The organism is Streptomyces roseolilacinus, from assembly GCF_014649335.1.
Taxonomy (GTDB): domain Bacteria; phylum Actinomycetota; class Actinomycetes; order Streptomycetales; family Streptomycetaceae; genus Streptomyces; species Streptomyces roseolilacinus.
The window spans coordinates 578,413-598,656 of the sequence record NZ_BMSV01000001.1 but is presented as its reverse complement, the minus strand read 5'-3'; the positions used below and the strand labels follow the sequence as shown (position 1 = coordinate 598,656).

19 protein-coding genes, 1 pseudogene and 1 riboswitch are annotated in these 20,244 nt (G+C 72.9%); of the genes and pseudogenes, 9 read left to right on the top strand and 11 right to left on the bottom strand.

Features of this window, described 5'->3' with window-relative positions:
• Positions 1-28: 28 nt before the first annotated feature.
• A complete protein-coding gene (gene rocD, locus IE106_RS02675) occupies positions 29-1,234 on the bottom strand; it encodes an ornithine--oxo-acid transaminase (RefSeq protein WP_189529586.1) in 1,206 nt (401 codons plus the stop codon).
• A gap of 95 nt (positions 1,235-1,329) precedes the next feature.
• A riboswitch (ZMP/ZTP riboswitch) is annotated at positions 1,330-1,420 on the top strand.
• Between the two features lie 34 nt (positions 1,421-1,454).
• Between rocD and glyA the strand changes: the two genes are divergently transcribed.
• The 4 genes from glyA to IE106_RS02655 all read left to right on the top strand — a co-directional run bounded on the left by glyA (position 1,455) and on the right by IE106_RS02655 (position 5,546).
• Positions 1,455-2,723, top strand: a complete 1,269-nt coding sequence (gene glyA / locus IE106_RS02670; protein ID WP_189529585.1) for a serine hydroxymethyltransferase — start codon at positions 1,455-1,457, stop codon at positions 2,721-2,723.
• A 78-nt stretch (positions 2,724-2,801) separates the two neighbouring features.
• The gene (trpS, locus tag IE106_RS02665) at positions 2,802-3,815 is read left to right on the top strand and encodes a tryptophan--tRNA ligase (protein WP_189529584.1); all 1,014 of its coding nucleotides are present in this window, start codon (positions 2,802-2,804) and stop codon (positions 3,813-3,815) included.
• A 106-nt stretch (positions 3,816-3,921) separates the two neighbouring features.
• Positions 3,922-4,518: a 2'-5' RNA ligase family protein gene (locus tag IE106_RS02660; RefSeq protein ID WP_189529583.1), complete on the top strand. Its 597-nt coding sequence runs from the start codon at positions 3,922-3,924 to the stop codon at positions 4,516-4,518.
• 137 nt (positions 4,519-4,655) lie between these two features.
• Entirely contained in the window at positions 4,656-5,546 is an 891-nt protein-coding gene (locus tag IE106_RS02655; RefSeq protein WP_189529582.1) for a YihY/virulence factor BrkB family protein, read from the top strand.
• Here the strand turns inward: IE106_RS02655 and IE106_RS02650 are convergent.
• Positions 5,515-6,759 carry a D-alanyl-D-alanine carboxypeptidase family protein gene (locus IE106_RS02650; protein WP_229839954.1) on the bottom strand — a complete coding sequence of 415 codons (1,245 nt, stop codon included), beginning with the start codon at positions 6,757-6,759 and terminating at the stop codon, positions 5,515-5,517. The genes IE106_RS02655 and IE106_RS02650 overlap by 32 nt on opposite strands.
• A 61-nt stretch (positions 6,760-6,820) precedes the next feature.
• Here IE106_RS02650 and IE106_RS02645 point away from each other — a divergent pair, with 61 nt between their 5' ends.
• From IE106_RS02645 to IE106_RS02635, 3 genes are all read left to right on the top strand, one after another.
• The gene (locus IE106_RS02645) at positions 6,821-7,072 is read left to right on the top strand and encodes an SCO4848 family membrane protein (RefSeq protein ID WP_189529580.1); all 252 of its coding nucleotides are present in this window, start codon (positions 6,821-6,823) and stop codon (positions 7,070-7,072) included.
• A gap of 9 nt (positions 7,073-7,081) precedes the next feature.
• On the top strand, positions 7,082-8,512 hold the full coding sequence (locus tag IE106_RS02640) for a metallophosphoesterase (RefSeq protein WP_189529579.1): 1,431 nt from the start codon (positions 7,082-7,084) through the stop codon (positions 8,510-8,512).
• 161 nt (positions 8,513-8,673) lie between these two features.
• A complete protein-coding gene (locus IE106_RS02635; protein ID WP_189529578.1) occupies positions 8,674-10,233 on the top strand; it encodes an ABC transporter substrate-binding protein in 1,560 nt (519 codons plus the stop codon).
• An 18-nt stretch (positions 10,234-10,251) separates the two neighbouring features.
• Here the strand turns inward: IE106_RS02635 and IE106_RS02630 are convergent, their stop codons facing one another.
• From IE106_RS02630 to IE106_RS02615, 4 genes are all read right to left on the bottom strand, one after another.
• Complete coding sequence (locus tag IE106_RS02630; protein ID WP_229839952.1) at positions 10,252-11,007, bottom strand: TetR/AcrR family transcriptional regulator; 756 nt, start codon at positions 11,005-11,007, stop codon at positions 10,252-10,254.
• Between the two features lie 144 nt (positions 11,008-11,151).
• A complete protein-coding gene (locus IE106_RS02625; RefSeq protein WP_189529576.1) occupies positions 11,152-11,559 on the bottom strand; it encodes a hypothetical protein in 408 nt (135 codons plus the stop codon).
• A gap of 100 nt (positions 11,560-11,659) precedes the next feature.
• Complete coding sequence (locus tag IE106_RS02620) at positions 11,660-11,848, bottom strand: ferredoxin (RefSeq protein WP_189529575.1); 189 nt, start codon at positions 11,846-11,848, stop codon at positions 11,660-11,662.
• Positions 11,849-11,994: 146 nt separating this feature from the next.
• Positions 11,995-12,609, bottom strand: coding sequence for a TetR/AcrR family transcriptional regulator (locus IE106_RS02615; protein ID WP_229839950.1), 615 nt, complete (start codon positions 12,607-12,609; stop codon positions 11,995-11,997).
• A gap of 236 nt (positions 12,610-12,845) precedes the next feature.
• On the opposite strand from IE106_RS02615, the gene IE106_RS02610 reads away from it, so the two are divergent.
• Positions 12,846-13,787, top strand: coding sequence for an oxidoreductase (locus IE106_RS02610; protein WP_229839948.1), 942 nt, complete (start codon positions 12,846-12,848; stop codon positions 13,785-13,787).
• 99 nt (positions 13,788-13,886) lie between these two features.
• Here the strand turns inward: IE106_RS02610 and IE106_RS02605 are convergent, their stop codons facing one another.
• From IE106_RS02605 to IE106_RS02585, 5 genes and pseudogenes are all read right to left on the bottom strand, one after another.
• A complete protein-coding gene (locus IE106_RS02605) occupies positions 13,887-14,645 on the bottom strand; it encodes a succinate dehydrogenase iron-sulfur subunit (protein ID WP_189529573.1) in 759 nt (252 codons plus the stop codon).
• Positions 14,645-16,399 carry a succinate dehydrogenase flavoprotein subunit gene (gene sdhA / locus IE106_RS02600; protein ID WP_189529572.1) on the bottom strand — a complete coding sequence of 585 codons (1,755 nt, stop codon included), beginning with the start codon at positions 16,397-16,399 and terminating at the stop codon, positions 14,645-14,647. Before sdhA ends, IE106_RS02605 begins: the two co-directional genes overlap by 1 nt.
• A gap of 24 nt (positions 16,400-16,423) precedes the next feature.
• Complete coding sequence (locus IE106_RS02595) at positions 16,424-16,903, bottom strand: succinate dehydrogenase hydrophobic membrane anchor subunit (RefSeq protein ID WP_189529571.1); 480 nt, start codon at positions 16,901-16,903, stop codon at positions 16,424-16,426.
• An 8-nt stretch (positions 16,904-16,911) separates the two neighbouring features.
• Positions 16,912-17,292, bottom strand: a complete 381-nt coding sequence (gene sdhC / locus IE106_RS02590; RefSeq protein WP_189529570.1) for a succinate dehydrogenase, cytochrome b556 subunit — start codon at positions 17,290-17,292, stop codon at positions 16,912-16,914.
• A gap of 192 nt (positions 17,293-17,484) precedes the next feature.
• Positions 17,485-17,971, bottom strand: a pseudogene (locus IE106_RS02585) (2-oxo-4-hydroxy-4-carboxy-5-ureidoimidazoline decarboxylase).
• Positions 17,972-18,541: 570 nt separating this feature from the next.
• Between IE106_RS02585 and IE106_RS02580 the strand changes: the two are divergent.
• Entirely contained in the window at positions 18,542-20,104 is a 1,563-nt protein-coding gene (locus tag IE106_RS02580) for a beta-N-acetylhexosaminidase (RefSeq protein ID WP_189529968.1), read from the top strand.
• The last annotated feature ends 140 nt before the right edge of the window (positions 20,105-20,244 follow it).

Genomic DNA, 20,244 nt, shown 5'->3' with positions numbered 1-20,244 from the left:
GCCCCGGCGGCACACGCCCCGGCCGGCCTCAGTCCGCGAGGACCTCCCGCAGCCGCTCCAGCCCCCAGTCCAGGTCCTCCTTGCCGATCACCAGCGGCGGGGCGAGCCGGATCGTCGACCCGTGGGTGTCCTTCACCAGCACCCCGCGCTCCATCAGCCTCTCCGTGATCGCCCGGCCCGTGCCCCTCACCGGGTCGACGTCCACCCCGGCCCACAGGCCGCGCCCGCGCACCTCGCGCACCGCCCCGGCGCCCACCATCAGCCCCAGCTCCCGGTGGAGGTGGTCGCCCAGCTCCGCGGCCCGCTGCTGGTACTCGCCGGTGCGCAGCATCGCCAGCACCTCCAGCGCCACCGCGCACGCCAGCGGGTTCCCGCCGAACGTCGACCCGTGCTCGCCCGGCCGGTGCACGCCCAGCACCGCCGCGCTCGACACGACCGCCGACACCGGCACGACCCCGCCGCCGAGTGCCTTGCCCAGCAGGTACACGTCGGGGACGACGCCCTCGTGCTCGCACGCGAACGTCCGGCCCGTCCGCCCGAGGCCCGACTGGATCTCGTCGGCGATGAACAGCACGTCCCGCTCGCGGGTCAGCCGCCGCACGCCCTGGAGGTAGCCCGGCGGCGGCACCAGCACGCCCGCCTCGCCCTGGATGGGCTCCAGCAGCACGGCGACCGTGTTGTCGGACAGCGCCGCCCCGAGCGCCGTCAGGTCCCCGTACGGGACGATCTCGAAGCCCGGCGTGTAGGGGCCGTGGTCGGCGCGGGCCTCCGGGTCGGTCGAGAAGCTGACGACCGTCGTCGTCCGGCCGTGGAAGTTGCCCGCCGCCACGACGATCTTCGCGGTGCCGTCCGGGACGCCCTTGACCCGGTAGCCCCACTTCCGGGCGGTCTTCACGGCGGTCTCCACCGCCTCCGCCCCGGTGTTCATCGGCAGCACCATCTCCATGCCGCAGAACTCCGCGAGCTGCGTGCAGAAGTCCGCGAACCGGTCGTGGTGGAACGCGCGCGACGTCAGCGTCACCCGCTCCAGCTGCGCCTTGGCGGCGTCGATCAGGCGGCGGTTGCCGTGCCCGAAGTTCAGCGCCGAGTAGCCGGCGAGCATGTCGAGGTAGCGGCGCCCCTCGACGTCGGTCATCCACGCGCCCTGCGCCGTCGCGACGACGACGGGCAGCGGGTGGTAGTTGTGCGCGCCGTGCGCCTCGGCGGCGGCGATCGCGTCCTGCGTTGTCGACACGGGGTCTCCGTTCGTCGTCGTACGGCCGGTCGTCTCCATCCTCGCTCGCGACGGGGGCGGGGAAACCCGGCCGGCGCGGCGGCGACTAGGGTGGCCGTACGCGCGGCGACTGGCGTACGGGGAAGCGACCCCGGGGGAGCCGCGCGCGGCAGACCGCACGGAGCGCCGCCCGCCTGGGCGCCCCAGGACGACACCCGCGCTGCCCACCCCGGAGGACCCCGTGACCGGACCCCTCACGCACCCCGCCCTCGCTGCCGCCGACCCCGAGCTGGCCGGCCTCGTCACCGCCGAGGAACGCCTCCAGGCGGAGACGCTCCGCCTCATCCCCAGCGAGAACTACGTCTCCGCCGCCGTCCTGGAGGCGTCCGGCACGGTCCTGCAGAACAAGTACAGCGAGGGCTACGCCGGCCGCCGCTACTACGAGGGCCAGCAGGTCGTCGACCGGGTCGAGCGGCTCGCCACGGACCGCGCCAAGGCCCTCTTCGGCGTCGACCACGCCAACGTCCAGCCGTACTCCGGCTCGCCCGCGAACCTCGCCGTGTACCTGGCGTTCGCCCGGCCGGGCGACACGGTGATGGGCATGGCGCTGCCCATGGGCGGCCACCTCACGCACGGCTGGGGCGTCTCCGCGACCGGCACCTGGTTCCGGGGCGTCCAGTACGGCGTGCGGCGGGACACCGGGCTCGTCGACTTCGACGAGGTCCGCGACCTCGCCCTCAAGGAGCGCCCGAAGGTGATCTTCTGCGGCGGCACGGCGCTGCCCCGCACGATCGACTTCCCGGCGTTCGCGGAGATCGCCCGCGAGGCCGGCGCGGTCCTCGTCGCGGACATCGCGCACATCGCCGGCCTGGTCGCCGGCGGCGCCCACCCGTCGCCCGTGCCGCACGTCGACGTGGTGTCCACCACCACCCACAAGACGCTGCGCGGCCCGCGCGGCGCGATGCTGATGTGCCGCGGGGAGCACGCCGGGGCGATCGACCGGGCCGTCTTCCCCGGCCTGCAGGGCGGCCCCCACAACCAGACCACCGCCGCCATCGCCGTCGCCCTCCACGAGGCGTCCCGGTCCTCCTTCCGGGACTACGCCCACCAGGTCGTCGCCAACGCCCGCGCGCTGGCCGCCGCGCTCCTCGACCGCGGTTTCGACCTGGTGTCCGGCGGCACCGACAACCACCTGGTCCTCATCGACCTCACCGGCCGGGGCGTCCCGGGCAAGGCCGCCGCGAAGGCCCTCGACCGGGCGGGCATCGTGGTGAACCACAACACGGTCCCGTACGACCCGAGGAAGCCCTTCGACCCGTCCGGCATCCGCGTCGGCACCCCCTCCCTCACCTCCCGCGGCCTCGGCACGGAGCACATGGCGGCCGTCGCGGAGTGGATCGACCGGGGCGTCACCGCCGCGCACGGGGGCGACGAGGACGCCCTGGCGGCGATCCGCGCGGAGGTCGCGGACCTCATGGCGCGCCACCCGGCACCGGGCATCCCCGCCTGACGCGAAGGCCCGCCTGCGGTCGGCCGGTTGTCCACAGGCAGTGCCGAGCTGCCCGCCGAACCTGAGAGAATGAGGGACATGGCCTCTGCTGACCCTCGTGTGCTTTCCGGAATCCAGCCCACCGCAGGCTCCTTCCACCTCGGCAACTACCTCGGCGCGGTCCGTCAGTGGGTCGCGCTGCAGGAGTCCCACGACGCCTTCTACATGGTCGTCGACCTGCACGCGATCACCGTGCCGCAGGACCCGGCCGAGCTCCGCGCCAACACCCGTCTGGCGGTCGCCCAGCTGCTCGCCGCCGGCCTCGACCCGGAGCGGTGCACCCTCTTCGTCCAGAGCCACGTCCCGGAGCACGCGCAGCTGGCCTGGGTCATGAACTGCCTCGCCGGCTTCGGCGAGGCGTCCCGGATGACGCAGTTCAAGGACAAGTCCGCCAAGCAGGGCGCGGACCGCGCCACGGTCGGGCTGTTCACGTACCCGATCCTCCAGGTCGCGGACATCCTGCTCTACCAGGCGAACCAGGTCCCGGTCGGCGAGGACCAGCGGCAGCACATCGAGCTGACCCGCGACCTCGCGGAGCGGTTCAACACCCGCTTCGGCGACACCTTCACCGTCCCGGCGCCGTACATCCTCAAGGAGACGGCGAAGATCTACGACCTCCAGGACCCGACGGCGAAGATGTCGAAGTCCGCGGCGACCCCCAAGGGCCTGATCAACCTCCTGGACGACCCGAAGGCGACCGCGAAGAAGGTCAAGAGCGCCGTGACGGACACGGACACGGTGATCCGCTTCGACCCGGAGGGCAAGCCCGGCGTCAGCAACCTCCTCACGATCATGTCGACGCTCACCGGCACCCCGGTCGACGACCTGGTCAAGGGGTACGAGGGCAAGATGTACGGCGCCCTGAAGACGGACCTCGCGGAGATCGTCGTGGACTTCGTCACGCCCTTCCGGGCGCGGACGCAGGAATATCTCGACGACCCGGAGACGCTGGACTCGATCCTGGCCAAGGGTGCCGAGAAGGCCCGCGCCGTCGCCGCCGAGACCCTCGCCCAGACCTACGCGAAGGTGGGCTTCCTGCCCGCCAAGCACTGAGCCGGACGGCTCTGGCCACGGGGCCGGTCGAAGCGCCACACTGGCGAGCGACCCGCGAGGCACCCCGGCGCCCGCACGGACACGACCGAAGGATGAGGAGAACGACGTGGGGACCGTAACGCTCGGCGTTTCGATCGCGGTCCCGGAGCCCTACGGCAGCCTGCTCCAGGAGCGGCGCGCGGGCTTCGGCGACGCCGCGGCCCACGGCATCCCCACGCACGTCACGCTCCTCCCGCCGACGGAGGTGGACGCCGAGCGGCTGCCGGGGATCCGGGCCCACCTGGCCTCGGTCGCCACGGCCGGCCGCCCCTTCCCGATGCGGCTGAGCGGCACGGGCACGTTCCGGCCGCTCTCCCCGGTCGTCTACGTGCGGGTCGTGGAGGGCGGCGAGGCGTGCGCCCGGCTCCAGCAGCGCATCCGCGACGCGTCGGGGCCGCTGGCACGGGAACTCCAGTTCCCCTACCACCCGCACGTCACGGTCGCGCACGGCATCCCCGACGAGGCGATGGACCGCGCCTTCGCGGAGCTCGCCGACTTCGAGGCGGCGTGGACGGTGTGCTCCTTCGCCCTGTACGAGCAGGGCCCCGACGCGGTGTGGCGCAAGCTGCACACGTACGACTTCGCCGGCTGCGGCCCCGCCCGGACGGTGCCCGCCCAGAGCTCACCGGTCGACGAGCCGGCCGCCACCCCGCAGGGCGGTTGACCCTCCGCCCGCCCACCGGCGCCCGTCCACCCGCCACCGGCGCCCGCCCGGACCGGGCCGCCGCCCGCCCGGACCGGGCCGGCACCCGGCGGGTGAGCGAGGCGGTACCCGGGCCGTCCGGTGGTAGGCGTACCGCCATGGACTGGCTGACCACGCTCCCCGTCATCGGCCCCTGGGTCGCCCGCCTCATGCGCACCCACGTCTGGTACGCGTACGAGACGCTGGACCGCGTCCACTGGACGCGGCTCGCCGCCGCGATCACGTTCATCAGCTTCCTGTCCCTCTTCCCGCTGATCACCCTGGGCGCCGCCGTCGGCGCCGCCCTCCTCGGCGACGAGCAGCTGCGCACCGCCCAGGACAAGATCAGCGAGCAGGTGCCGGGCATCTCCGACCAGCTCGACCTGGCCTCCCTCGTCGACAACGCCGGCACGGTCGGCCTCGTCGCCGGCGGCGTGCTGCTGTTCACGGGCATCGGCTGGGTCGGCTCCCTGCGCGACTGCCTGCGCGCCGTGTGGGCCCTCGACGACACCGACGACGGCAACGTGGTCGTCCGCAAGGGCAAGGACGCCCTGCTCCTGCTGGGCCTCGGCGGCACGGCCCTCGTCTCGCTCGCCGCGTCCACGCTGGGCGCCACCGCCGTCGGCCGGACCGCCGACCGGCTGGGCATCCCCGAAGGCGGTGCCGGCGGCGTCCTGCTCCACGCGGCCGCGCTCGCCATCGCCGTCCTCGCGGACTTCCTGCTCCTGCTGTACCTGCTGACGCTGCTGCCCGGCGTGGAGCCGCCGCGCCACGACCTGGTCCGCGCCGCGCTGATCGGCGCGGTCGGCTTCGAGCTGCTGAAGCTGCTCCTCGGCGGCTACATCCGGGGCGTGGCGGGGAAGTCGATGTACGGGGCGTTCGGCGTGCCCGTCGCCCTGTTGCTGTGGATCAGCTTCACCGCCCGGCTGCTGCTGTTCTGCGCCGCCTGGTCCGCCACGGGCGGCCGCCGGAAGGAGGCTACCGGCCCTTCGCCGGCCACCGCCGGTTGATCAGGAACGCCCCGCCCGCCAGCGTCGCCAGCACCCCACCGGCGACCCCGAGGGCGACCCCGGCCCCGTCCCCCGCCTTCGCCGGCCCGGTGACGGCGGCCTCGGCCGCGTCCCCGGTGACCCGGGGCCGGACCTCGCCCGGCCGGACGGGGGAGGCGCTGGGAGCGGTACCGGTCCTCGCGGACCTCGGCGGCACCAGCTCACCGACCGGCCGCACCTTCCCCGACGCCGCGAAACCCCAGTCCAGGAGCCGCGCGGCCTCCTTGTAGACGGCGTACGGCTCCTTCGACGCCGGGTTCATCACGGTCACCAGCAGCACCCGGCCGTTGCGCTCGGCGACCCCGGTGAACGTCGAGCCGGCGTGCGTCGTCGTCCCGTTCTTCACGCCCGCGATGCCCTTGTACGGCATGACCCCGTCGGCGCCGGTCAGCAGCCGGTTGGTGTTCTGGATCTCGAAGGTCCCGCGCTTCGCGCCGGGCTTCTGCTCGCCGGGGAACTGCGTCCGCACGGTCGAGCAGTACTCGCGGAAGTCCCTGTTCTGCATGCCGCTGCGGGCGATCAGCGTCAGGTCGTACGCCGAGGAGACCTGGCCCTGGGCGTCGTACCCGTCCGGGGACACCACCTCGGTGTCGAGCGCCTGGAGCTCGTCGGCGCGCGCGTTCATCTCCCGCACCGTCTTCGGTATGCCACCGTTCATCTCCGCCAGCGCGTGGACGGCGTCGTTGCCGGAGCGGAGGAACACCCCGAGCCACAGGTCGTGGACGGTGTAGGTCTGCTTCTCCTTTATCCCCACGAGGCTGGACCCGTCGCCCAGCCGCGCCAGCTCGCCCGCCCCGACGAGGTGCTTCTGCGTCTTCGGGAACCTCGGCAGCAGCGTGTCCGCGAACAGCATCTTCATCGTGGACGCGGGGGCGAGCCGCCAGTGGGCGTTGTGCGCCGCGAGGACGTCGCCGCTCTCCGCGTCCGCCACGATCCAGGACCGGCCGCTCAGCTCCTTGGGCAGGACCGGCGCCCCGGCCGCGAGGTCCACCTGCGTGCCGGGCCTGCCCAGCCGGGGTCCGCCGACCGTCGACATGGCGGCGGGGGGCCGGGGGTGCGGCGACGGGGCCGGCGTCGGCTTCGGGGACGGCGCGGCGAGTGCGGGACCGGCGGCGACGAGGGGCAGCAGCACGGCGGTGGCCACGGCGGCGGCGGCCTTCTTGAAAGCGGGCACGTTCGAGAACGTACAACCACCCGGCGCGGGCGCCGACACCGGTGCACCGGATACTGGACCCATGAGACTCAGCCGCTCCGCCTCCTGGTTCCTGCTCGCTTTCGGAGTCTGGAGTTGGTTCATCTGGATCACTTTCGTCAAGAACTTGTGGAACGACGCGAGCGGCCTCGCCTTCGACGACGCGGGTGACCCCACCGGATACTTCTGGGTTCATCTTCTGCTGGCCGTCACGTCCTTTCTCCTGGGGACGGCCATTGGCGTGATGGGGTTGCGCGGAGTGCGGGCCCTGAAGCGCGAACGCGACGAGAAGTAGGAGGACCCGGTGGTCCTGCTGGTCATCCCGCTGGTACTGGCCCTGCTGGGCCTCGCGCACTGGTACGTGTGGCGCCGCCTGGTCCGTGACGTCACCCGCCCCGGCGGCGGGCCGCGCCGCGCGGGGACGGTGGCGGTGTTCGTCCTGCCGCTGCTGGCGCTCGCCGCGCTGACGGCGGGGCGCGCGGGGGCCCCGTTCCCGCTCCAGCAGGCCGTGGCGTGGCCGGGCTTCCTGTGGCTGGCGACGCTCCTGTACCTGGTGCTCTCCCTCCTGGTCACCGAGGCCCTGCGCCCCCTCCTCCTGCGCCGGCCCCGGCCCCGCCGCGAGGACCGCGCCGCCGCGGGCGGGACGCCCCCCGCCGAGGAGCCCGCCGAGCATCCCGCCGAGGAGCCCGCCCGGGAGGCGGCCCCGGCGGGGGCGGGCGGGCCCGGCGGCCCCGCGGGGAGCCCCGCCCGGGACGCCGGGCCGCAGGAGGGCGGGCTCGCGACGGCGGTCGCGGCCCCCGGGGTCCCCGACGTCCTCGACCGGTCCGGGGCCCCCGGCGCCCCCGAGGTCCCCGACGTCCCGCCCGCAAAGCCGCGGCGGGAGGACCCGGAGCCCGCGTCCCCCGCGGTGTCCCGGCGCCTGTTCGTGTCGAGGGCGCTCGCGGTGACCGCGACGGCCGCCGCCGTGGGCACGGTCGCCAACGGCGCCCACACCGTCCTGCGCGGCCCCGCCGTCAAGCGGGTGACCGTCCCCCTCGCCAAGCTGCCGCGCTCCGCCCACGGCTACCGCATAGCCGTCGTCAGCGACATCCACCTCGGCCCCACCCTCGGCCGCGCCCACGCCCAGCGCATCGTCGACGCGGTCAACTCCACCCAGCCGGACCTGATAGCCGTCGTGGGCGACCTCGTCGACGGCTCCGTCGAGAACCTGGGCCCGGCGGCCGAGCCGCTGGCGCGGCTGCGCGCCCGCCACGGCAGCTTCTTCGTCACCGGCAACCACGAGTACTTCTCCGGCGCCGAGCAGTGGGTGGAGGAGGTCCGCGACCTCGGCATGCGCCCGCTGCGCAACGAGCGCGTCGAGATCGCCGCCGGCTTCGACCTGGCGGGCGTCAACGACGTGGCCGGCGAGAACCACGGCGACGGCCCCGACTTCGTCCGCGCCCTCGGCGACCGCGACCGGGCCCGTACCGCCGTGCTCCTCGCCCACCAGCCGGTGATGATCCACGACGCGGTGCGGCACGGGGTGGACCTCCAGCTGTCCGGCCACACCCACGGCGGCCAGCTGTGGCCCGGCAACCTCCTCGCGGAGCTGGCCAACCCGACCGTCGCGGGCCTGGAGCGGTACGGCGACACGCAGCTGTACGTGTCGCGCGGCGCGGGCGCCTGGGGCCCGCCGGTCCGCGTCGGCGCCCCCTCCGACATCACGGTCGTGGAGCTGGCCTCCCGCGGCGCCTGACCGCCCGCCGGGACCCCGGCAACCGCCCCCGCCCCCGCCGCCTGCCCCGCAGGTTGTGGGGGCGATGTGCTGGAGAAGTGAAGGTTTACCTTTCACGAGGGGACGAGCTGTGGTTGAGTGTGCGCCGTCGCACCGGGGAGGGCGTGAAAGGAATCACGGCTATGCGATCGATCCCCCTTCGGATCATCATGCTCTGCGCCGTTCTGGCGGCGGTCGGGGCAGGGGCCTGGCAGCTGTTCCCGACGGACGGGGGGAGGAACCGGCCGATCTCCGTCGGCACCACCGACGACGTGTCGTCCCTGGACCCGGCCGGCGCGTACGACGCCGGCTCCTGGGCCGTCTACGGCAACGTCTACCAGTCGCTGCTGACCTTCAAGCCGGGCTCCACGTCCCCGGTGCCCGACGCGGCCGACTCCTGCGGGTTCACCGACACGTCGCTCACCACGTACGCGTGCACGCTGCGGGAGGACCTGGTCTTCCCCAGCGGCCGCGAGGTGACCGCGCGGGACGTGAAGTACTCGTTCGACCGGATGCTCGGCATCGCCGCCGACGTCGGCCCGGCGGCGCTGTTCCCGACGCTCAGGAGCGTCACCGCCCAGGACCGCAGGGTCGTCTTCCGGCTGGGCGCGCGGGACGCGACGTTCCCGCTGAAGCTCGCCACGGGCGCGGGCGCGATCGTCGACAGCACCCGCTACCCGAAGGACAGGCTGCGCGAGGGCACCGCCGTCGACGGCTCCGGCCCGTACCTGCTCGCCGCGTACGAACCGGGCGTCCGCGCCCTGCTGGAGCCCAACCCGCACTACCGGGGCGCCATGGCGCGGCCCCGCACGCCGGTCGAGGTGCGGTACTTCACCGAGGGCGAGCAGCTCGCCGCCGCCTGGCGCCGCGGCGACGTCGACGTGACCCACCGGCAGCTCCCGCCGCGGATGATCTCCACGTTCGATCCGGGCGAGGAGGGCGTCCAGATGACGGAGGCCCCCACGGCGGAGATCCGCAGCATCGTCTTCGACGTCCGCGAGGGCGCGCCGACGGCGGAGCGGGCGGTACGGCAGGCGGTGGCCGCGCTCGTCGACCGCGACAGGATCGCCGGCGGCCCGTACCACTCGACGGTGGAGCCGCTGTACTCGCTGATCCCGCGCGGCTTCGTCGGCCACAGCACGCCGTTCTTCGACCGCTACCCCGACGGCGACGGCGCCGCGGACCGGGCGCGGGAACTGCTGCGCGACGCGGGCGTCGACCTGCCCGTCAGCCTCACCTACGGGCACCGCGCGGGGGAGACGTGGGCGGCGGAGGCGGCCGAACTGCGCCGCCAGCTGGAGGCGTCCGGACTGTTCCGGGTGAAGATCGTCTCCGCGGAGTGGAAGGAGTTCCAGAAGGGCTACGGCAGCGGCGCGTACGACGCCTACGGGCTCGGCTGGCTCCCGGACTTCCCCGACTCGGACAGTTTCACGCAGCCCCTCGTCGGCCGGGACAACGCCGTGCGGAACACCTACGCCAACGCCCGCGTCGACCGGCTCATCGCCGCCACCCAGCAGCACGGCGACCGGGCCGGGGCCGTGGACGACTTCAAGGAGATCCAGGCGCAGGTCGCCGAGGACGTGCCGCTCGTGCCGCTGTGGCAGAAGAAGGACTACGTGCTGAGCAGCCCGGACGTCACGGGCTCCCAGTACCTGTCCGACGGCACGGGCATCTGGCGCCTCTGGCAGCTCGACTGGCTGTAGCCCGCCCCGGAGGCGCCCCTACGCCGCTCCGCCCCCGCCGGGCGCCCGGGTCGCGCCGTCCGCGACCGCGTCCCTCTCCAGCGCCTCCCCGGCGCCCGGCATGAACTCCGCGATGACGTCGTGGGCCTGGCGCACCAGCGGCCGCAGCACCCGGAACCGGGATAGCGCGACGGCCCGCGCGACCAGCGGGGCCGTCCGCTCCACCAGTCGGCGGCTCCGCTCGGCGCCCTCGCTCCGGTCGTACACCCAGAACAGCACCAGCCCCATGTGCATCAGCCACAGCATCGGCGGGAGCTGACCGGCCAGTTCGGGCGCGGTCTTGGTGTCGGAGCCGTCCAGCACCCGCTCGTGGATGGAGATCGCGGCCCGGCGCGCCTCGATCGACTCGGGCGAGAAGGGGCTGAGCGGGCTCTCCGGGTCGGCGGCGTTCTTGAAGAACTGCGCCGCGAACCGGTGGTACGGCTCCGCCACGTCCAGCCAGGCCAGCAGCGCGCCCCGGATGCGCGCCGCGAGGTCCGACTCGCCGGCCAGCACCGGCTGGACCGCCGCCTCGTGCTCGGCGGCGATCCGGTCGTAGAAGCCCTGGACCAGGTGCTCCTTGGAGGCGTAGTAGTAGTAGGCGTTGCCCACGGACACGCCCGCCTCCTGGGCGATGGCCCGCATCGTCGTCCTGTCGTAGCCGCGCTCCTGGAACAGCCGGAGCGCGGTCTCCAGGATGAGGGCGCGCGTCTGCTCGCTCTTCGGCGCCTTGGCGGCCGTCTTCCGGTCGTTCACAGCACCCGAGCCTAACGGGGCGGGTCCGGTGCCCCGCACCTGCCGTCGGGGCGGGCCGGACCGGCCGACCGCGCCGCCCGCCGCGGGGCGGCGGCCGGCCGTTGCACGGGCGCGTCGGCGGGTACCGCGGGGGCGGCCACCGGGTCACATCCGGGCGGCGGGCGGGGCCCACGCCTGCGGCGGGACGGGCGGCCGCTGTTCGCGCTCCGGGGTGCCGCGGCGGCGGATCCTGCCGAGGACGAAGACGTTGCCCAGGTGCATCACGCCGAGCACGAGGAGGACGACGCCGGTCTTCACCGAAAGCCCCTCGACGAGGTGGCGGACGGTGTCGATGGTGCCGTCCTGGCGCAGGTAGAGCGCCACGAAGCCGAAGTTGACGAGGTAGAAGCCGACGACCAGCAGGTGGTTGACGGCCTCGGCCAGCTTCTCGTCCCCCTTCAGGACGTCGGCGAGGAAGATCCTCCCGTTCCGGCTCAGCGTGCGGGCCACCCATACGGTGAGAACCACGCTGATCAGCAGGTACACGATGTAGGCGACCACCGTGAGGTCCATGCCCCACCCCCCTTGAACACGTTCAAAAATGATGTCGTGACGACTCTAGACCCTCTTTTGAACGCGTTCAAGGGCGGGGTGTGCGGAACGGGCGCGCCCGTCAGGAGTCGGTGACCGTGATGGCGTGGACCGGGCAGGAGCGGGCCCCCTCCCTCGCCATCGGGTCGTCCGGGTCGTGCCCGGGGAGCAGGGTGCCGTAGCCGTCGTCGTCCTGGGTGAACACGCGGGGGGCGGCGAGGGCGCACTGGCCCGCGCCGATGCAGAGGTGGGGATCGATCGAGATGCGCATGGCCCCACCTTCCTCGCCGGGCCGCCGGCAACTCCACCACCCCCGGCACGTGTCGCCGGATTCGGGAGAAGTCTCCCCCGCCGGGACCGCCGGGACCGTCAGGGCCACCGGGGCCGTCGGGGCCGTCGGGGCCGCCGGGGCCGCGGTCAGGTGGCCGGCAGGGCGCCCGCGTGCGCGGCGGCCAGCGCGATGCGCGCCGCCCGGTCCGCGGTCGCCTCGTCGACGGGCTCGCCGGTGAACACGAGCCGGAAGTAGATCGGGGCGGCGAGGGCCTTGAGGAGTTCGGCGGGGTCGGTGTCCGCGGGCAGCTCGCCGCGTTCGACGGCCCGGGTGACCACGGGCTCCGCCCGCCGGAAGCGGTCCTCGAAGAGCGCGTGCTTCACTTCGGCGAACCGGGGGAGGCGCGCGGCGTCCGAGAGGACGGTCGTCAGCAGGGCCCGGCCCGCCCGTGTGGTCATGGCGGCGACGAGGGAGCGGGCCAGCGCGCGCAGGTCGTCCTCCACCGCCCCGGTGTCGGGGATCGGGATGTCGGTGGCGAAGTGGCCGGCCAGTGCGTCGGCGACGAGGCCGTCGGAGTCCTTCCAGTTCCGGTAGATCGTCGTCTTGTGCACGCCGGCCCGTCGGGCGACGCCTTCGACGGTCAGGGCCGCGTACCCGCTCTCCGTGAGCTCGGCGAGGGTCGCCTCCAGCACGGCGGCGCGCATCCTGTTGCCCCGCCCGGCGGCGGGCGCACGCTTCGAGGGCGACTCGGCGGACTCCATTGCAACTCCTAGTTGCGTTGATGGCGGAACATGCAGCAGGATCAGGCTATCGCAACTCGGAGTTGCAATGCGGCCGTGCTCTTCCGGGACCGCAGGCACTCCCGACCCACGGATCGGAGCTCTCCATGACCCGCACTTCCCGGGCGGCCTCCCGAGCCCCGCTGCGCGGCCCCGATGACACGGCCGCGCGCGGCGACCACCGCTGCGCGACCCCGGTGCCGCGGACCGTTCCGCGCGTGAGCTGGACACCGGACTCCATCCCCGACCAGTCGGGGCGGCTGGTCGTCGTCACCGGCGCGAACAGCGGCATCGGGTACGTCACCGCCCGTGAGCTCGCCCGCCGCGGCGCCCACGTCGTCCTGGCCTGCCGTAGCCGCGAGCGGGGGACGGACGCGGTGGAGCGGCTGCGAGCCGAGGTCCCCGGCTCCCGCGTCGAACTGCGCGTGCTCGACCTCGCCGACCTGGGGTCCGTCCGTGGTTTCGCCGAGGACTGGGGGTACGGCCGGCTCGACCTCCTGGTCAACAACGCCGGCGTCGCCATGGTGCCGTTCTCCCGTACCGCCGACGGCTTCGAGTCCCAGTTCGGCATCAACCACCTCGGCACCTTCGCGCTCACCGGCCTCCTCCTGCCCCACCTGCTGGCCGCCGACGATCCGCGCGTGGTCACCGTCAGCAGTGAGGGCCAGCGGTTCGCCCGGTTCGACATGACCAACCTCAACGCCGAACGCCGCTACCGGACGGCGTTCGCCTACGTGCAGTCCAAGCGGGCCAACCTCTACTTCGCCACGGAACTGCAGCGAAGGGCCGACGCCGCCGGCCTGAGGCTGCGCAGCATGGCCGTCGCCCCCGGGCTCACCCGCTCCAACGTGCTCACCGGCGGCGCCCACCGCGACCGGGGGCGCGTGTACGGCCTCCTCACGCGCCTGCTCCTGCGCACCGCCTTCCGCCCCACGCCGGAGGGGGCCAAGACCTCCCTGTACGCCTCGACCGTCCCCGACCTGCCCGGGGGGAGCTACGTCGTACCCGACGGACCGCTCCAGCTCCGGGGCGAGCCCGTCCTCCGCGACCGGGAACGGGCCCTTCGGGACTCCTCCACGGCCCACGGGCTGTGGGTCCTCTCCGAACGGCTCACCGGCGTGCGCTACGCGTTGCCCGCGGCACCGCCCTCCCGGGAGTGAGCGGCTCCGGGAGACCGCGGAGCCCTGCCGCCCGCCCGGAAACCACGAACGGCCCGCCACCCGTACGTGTGTACGGGTGGCGGGCCGTCCGCCGGGACGTCAGTAGCGGCGGGTGATCAGCGCGCGCTTGACCTCGGCGATCGCCTTGGTGACCTCGATACCGCGCGGGCAGGCGTCCGTGCAGTTGAACGTGGTGCGGCAGCGCCACACGCCGTCCTTGTCGTTGAGGATCTCCAGCCGCTGCTCCGCCGCCTCGTCACGCGAGTCGAAGATGAAGCGGTGGGCGTTGACGATCGCGGCCGGGCCGAAGTACTGGCCGTCGTTCCAGAACACCGGGCAGGACGAGGTGCAGGCGGCGCACAGGATGCACTTCGTCGTGTCGTCGAAGCGCTCCCGGTCCTCCGCGCTCTGCAGGCGCTCCCGCGTCGGCTCGTTCCCGGACGTGATCAGGAAGGGCATCACGTCCCGGTACGCCTGGAAGAACGGCTCCATGTCGACCACGAGGTCCTTGAGGACCGTCATGCCCTTGATGGGCTCGACCGTGATCGGCTTCTCCGGGTTGATGTCCTTGATCAGCGTCTTGCAGGCCAGCCGGTTCTTGCCGTTGATCCGCATCGCGTCGGAGCCGCAGATGCCGTGCGCGCAGGAGCGGCGGAAGGTCAGCGAGCCGTCCACGTCCCACTTGATCTTGTGGAGACCGTCGAGCACGCGCTCCTTGGGGTCGATCTCGATCTGGAAGTCCTGCCACTGCGCCTCGTCCGACAGCTCGGGGTTGAAGCGGCGGACCCGGAACGTGACCGTGATGTAGGGGGAGACGTCGGTCTTGGCGGCCGTCTTCTCCATGGTCGGGGTAGCCATCAGTACTTACGCTCCATCGGCTGGTAGCGGGTCTGGACGACCGGCTTGTAGTCGAGACGGACGGTCTCGGTGCCGTCGTCGCCGACCTCGCGGTACGCCATGGTGTGGCGCATGAAGTTGACGTCGTCCCGGTTCGGGTAGTCCTCGCGGTAGTGACCGCCGCGGGACTCCTTGCGGGCCAGCGCGGAGACGGCCATGACCTCGGCCAGGTCGAGCAGGTTGCCCAGCTCGATGGCCTCCAGCAGGTCGGTGTTGAACCGCTTGCCCTTGTCCTGGATGGCGACGTTCCGGTAGCGCTCGCGCAGCTCGCCGATCTTCTCGACCGCGGTCTTGATCGTCTGCTCGGTGCGGAACACCATGACGTTGGCGTCCATGGTCTCCTGGAGCTCGCGGCGGAGCTCGGCGACCCGCTCGGTGCCCGTGGAGTTGCGCAGGCGCTCGACCTGCTCCTCCACGAAGGAGGCCGGGTCCTCCGGCAGCTCGACGTAGTCGGCCTTCGCGGCGTACTCGGCGGCGGCGATGCCCGCGCGCTTGCCGAAGACGTTGATGTCGAGCAGCGAGTTCGTGCCCAGGCGGTTGGCGCCGTGCACGGACACGCAGGCCACCTCGCCGGCCGCGTACAGGCCCGGGACGACGGTGGTGTTGTCGCTGAGGACCTCACCCTCGACGTTCGTCGGGATGCCGCCCATCGCGTAGTGCGCGGTCGGCTGGATCGGGATCGGGTCCGTGTAGGGCTCGATGCCGAGGTACGTCCGCGCGAACTCGGTGATGTCCGGGAGCTTGGCGTCCAGCTGCTCCGGCGGCAGGTGCGTCAGGTCCAGGTAGACGTGGTCGCCCTCGGGGCCGCAGCCGCGGCCCTCGCGGATCTCCGTGTAGATGGAGCGCGAGACGACGTCACGGGACGCGAGGTCCTTCATGACCGGCGCGTACTTCTCCATGAAGCGCTCGCCGTCCTTGTTGCGGAGGATGCCGCCCTCGCCGCGGGCGCCCTCCGTCAGCAGGATGCCCATGCGCCAGATGCCCGTCGGGTGGAACTGGAAGAACTCCATGTCCTCCAGCGGCAGGCCGCGCCGGTAGCAGGCGGCCTGGCCGTCACCGGTCAGGGTGTGCGCGTTGGACGTCACCTTGAAGAACTTGCCGGTGCCGCCGGACGCGTAGATGACCGCCTTCGCCTGGAAGACGTGGATCTCGCCGGTGGCCAGCTCGTAGGCGACCACACCGGCGGACTTCTTGACGCCGTCGACCTCGGTGATCAGCTGGTCCAGGACGTAGAACTCGTTGAAGAACTCCACGCCCTCCTTGACGCAGTTCTGGTACAGCGTCTGGAGGATCATGTGGCCGGTGCGGTCCGCGGCGTAGCAGGACCGGCGGACCGGGGCCTCGCCGTGGTTGCGGGAGTGGCCGCCGAAGCGGCGCTGGTCGATGGTGCCGTCCGGGGTCCGGTTGAACGGCAGGCCCATCTTCTCCAGGTCGAGGACGGCGTCGATGGCCTCCTTCGCCAGGATCTCGGCGGCGTCCTGGTCGACCAGGTAGTCACCGCCCTTGACCGTGTCGAAGGTGTGCCACTCCCAGTTGTCCTCCTCCACGTTCGCCAGCGCGGCGGCCATGCCGCCCTGCGCGGCGCCCGTGTGGGAGCGGGTGGGGTAGAGCTTGGTCAGCACGGCGGTGCGGCTGCGCTTCGTCGCCTCGATGGCGGCGCGCATGCCCGCGCCACCCGCGCCGACGATGACGGTGTCGTACTTGTGGATCTTCATGGCGTGGATTACCTCAGCCCGTGCCTAGCGGATGTTCGGGTCGAAGGTGAAGATCACCAGCGTGCCCAGAAGGATGGTGAACACCGTCGCGGTGTACAGCAGGCCCTTGAGCCACAGGCGCGTGCTCGGGCGCTCGGCGTAGTCGTTGATGACGGTACGCAGGCCGTTCGCGCCGTGCAGCATCGCGAGCCAGAGCATCAGCAGGTCCCAGACCTGCCAGAACGGGGACGCCCAGCGGCCCGCCACGAAGGCGAAGCCGATCTTGGAGACGCCGCCGTCCAGCACGAGCTGGATCAGCAGGTGGCCGATGACGAGGACGACGAGGACCACGCCGGACAGGCGCATGAACAGCCACGCGGCGAGCTCGAAGTTGCCCCGCGCCGACTTGGGGCTGCGCTTGGTCCGCTTGCGGGGCGGATCGATCAGCGGCGCCGGGTTGTCGACGTCGTAGAGGCTCACGCCCTCTACCGGGCCGACGGCGGTCTTGGAGAGGTCAGCGGACATGTCTGGCGTCAGCTCCCGAACAGTTCACGTGCGGCGTGGCCGAGGACGGGGTAGACGGCGCCCGCCATCAGCACGATCCAGATGCTCATGACGGCCCAGAGCATCTGCTTCTGGTAGCGGGGGCCCTTGGCCCAGAAGTCCACGGCGATGACGCGCAGGCCGTTGAGCGCGTGGAAGAGGATGGCGGCCACCAGGCCGTACTCCAGCAGCGCGACGATCGGCGTCTTGTACGTCGCCACGACTTCGTCGTAGGCCTCGGGCGAGACGCGGACGAGAGCGGTGTCCAGTACGTGTACGAACAGGAAGAAGAAGATGAGGACGCCGGTGACTCGATGAGCCACCCACGACCACATCCCTTCCCGGCCGCGGTACAGCGTTCCAGCCGGCACGGAAAAACCCTCCGAGAGCGGGGATCAGGGTCGGCCGGCTTCTCTGTCGGTCAGACCCGGCCGGGTACGGTCCACCGGCCCCGGTCATGGTAGCGACGACTTGTCGGTTCCCTCGCGCGGGGTCCATAGGTGTGATCAAACAGGCAATCAAACAGGCACGGACGGCCTATCGTACCCGCTCGAATCATTCCTTCAGGTCACAAGTCGGACAAGTCGCGTCCGGGTGAGGCGGCGGAGTTCGTCGGCGGCGACGGCCCGTTCCTTGTCCGGTTCGTTGCCGAGTCGTGACCGGATGCCGCCGAGGACCCGGTCCAGGTGCTCGTCGGGCCGGTCGGCGTCGAGGCAGACGACGAAGACGTGGCCGAAGCGCGCCACGTAGGCGTCGTGCGCCGCGCGCAGCGCGGTGCAGGCCACCGGGCAGGTGCCCGGCGGCAGCATGGGGGCCGCCTCGTCGCCCAGTGCCTCGTCGAGATCGGCGCCCGACAGGGTCGTATGCGGCCTCGTCGGCGGCGGCGAGCAGCGCCTCGACGGTCGGGTACGGGCGGTGGGCGGCCATGCGGCGCGCCCAGCGGCGGCTTCCACAGCAGGCCAGCAGGGACGCCTCCGTTTCGGCGGCGGGTGCGGCGTTGAACAGCGCCAGCCGGTCGAGGGGGCGGGGGGCGTGGGCCTGAGCCGCCATGGCCGCAGTGGCGCCGGGGGCCTGCGGGATGCCGGAGACGGATTCGCGGGACAGCGTGGGCTCCTCGAGCGGAACAGCGGGGGGTGGGTGCGGAACTCGTGCGGAATCTGCGAGGCAAGCGACACAACGTTACCGAGGGTGAGCAAATGTGGTACGAAGCCTTTCCGTATTTCACCCGGAAGACAGAGTTTCAACGCAAGGAATGGACGCACTCGGCGCGTCGGTACCGGGGCCCGTCGGCTCCGGGGAGGAGGCAAGCGCGTGACCGCCCGCAACGAATCCGCAGGTAAGGGTCCGATACCGGACACCGCCAGGTCTTTTGTTACGCCCTCAGGCGGGTACGCCGCCTCCCTTTGCCCCATCAATCACCCGAACGGCCCTGCGCCCGACGCGCCCGACGCGCCCGGTCGCGCTCCGGAGGCACCGGCCGGTGCCTCCCGGTCCGGTGCCTCCCGGTCCGGTGCCTCCCGGTCCGGTGGTGGCGCGGCCGGCGGCGGCCGATGGTCCGGCGGCGGGTCCCCGGCGGGTCCCGGGCGGCGGGGCAGGGGGGCGCGGTGGGCGGTCGGCTCCCTGGCCTTCGCGCTGGTCCTGGGGCTCGGCGGGTGCGGGGGCGGCGGGGACGGCGGGGCGGCCAGCCCCGGCGCGGCGACCGACTCGCCCCGTGCCGCCGACGCTTCCCCCTCGCCCAGCCCCACGCGGACCTATCCGCTCTCCACCGCGCCGCGCACCATCCCCGCCGTGCGGGAGCACGTGCCCGCGCGGGGGCCCGGGTGGCGGCCCGGCGCCGGGAGCGGCGTGGTCGTCGCGCGGGGCAGCGGCGTGCTGGCCGACGAGGCACGGCTGCTCGCGCGGGAGCTGGGCATCGCGAACCGGGGCGAGGCCTCCGCCCGCCCCGGGGACGTCGAGCTGGCCCTCGGCGGCGGCGGGGCGTCCGGCACCCCCGAGTCGTACACGCTGACCACCCGCGACGGCCGGGTCCGCATCACCGCGCCCGACGAGGCGGGCGTCTTCTACGGCACCCGGACCGTCAAGCAGGCGCTCCGCTCCGGCGGTGCCGTGCCGGAGGGCGTCATCCGGGACCGCCCCGACCGCCCGCAGCGCGGACTGATGGTCGACGTCGCCCGCAAGCACTTCACCGCCGCCTGGCTGGAGGCCCGCGTCCGCGAGATGGCCGACCTGAAGCTGAACCAGCTGGGGCTGCACTTCTCCGACGACCAGGGGTTCCGCATCGAGTCGGACAGCCACCCCGAGGTCGTGTCGCGGCAGCACCTCACCAAGGCGGAGGTCCGCCGGATCGTGGCCCTCGCGTCCAGCCTCCACATCACCGTGATCCCCGAGATCGACTCGCCCGGCCACCTCGGCGCCGTCCTCGCCGCCCACCCCTCCCTGCGGCTGCGCAACGCGCAGGGCGCCGTCAGGCGCGGGGCGATCGACATCGCGCGGCCCGAGTCGGCGCGGATCGTCGACGAGCTGCTGCGCGAGTACGCGCAGCTGTTCCCCGGCCGGTACTTCCACGTCGGCGCCGACGAGTACCAGGCGCTCATGGTGGCGAACCCGGAGGCCTCGTACCCGGCGCTGGCCGCCGAGGCCCGCCGCCGGCACGGCTCCGGGGCGCGGGTCCAGGACCTGGCGACGAGCTGGCTCAACGAGCGGGCCGCGGTCGTGCGGGCGGCCGGGAAGCAGCCCAAGGCGTGGAACGACGGGTTCTTCCGCGGCGGGGTGGTCGACGCCGACGAGCGCGTCGAGGTCGAGTACTGGACGGGCCGCGAGATCGGCGCGCGGCCCCCGGCGGAGTACCTGAGCGAGGGCCGCAAGGTCGTGAACGTCAACGACCGGTACCTCTACTACGTCCTGGGCGAACCGAACCAGTTCACGTACCCGACGGGCCGGGAGATCTACGCGTCGTGGACGCCTCTGGTGCTGCGCGGCACGCAGGCGGTGCCGGCGCGGTACTCCGGGCAGATACTGGGCGCCCGGTTCGCCGTGTGGTGCGACCTCGCCGGCTCCCAGACCCAGGACCAGGTCGCCGCCGGTATCCGGATGCCGCTGCGGGCCCTGGCGCAGAAGGTGTGGGACCCGCGTGAACCGGCCCTCTCCTGGAGTGAGTTCTCGACGCTCGCGGGACGGCTGTGACGCGCTGCGGGCCTGCCCGGGGGTAGTGCGGGCCCGCAGCGCGGGTCTGGTGCGGGCAGAATGTAACAGACGTGTGGGGGAACCGTGTTCGGGCCCGCCGGGCCGATACCGAAGCGGCATTTCACGCCACGGGCAGTGAC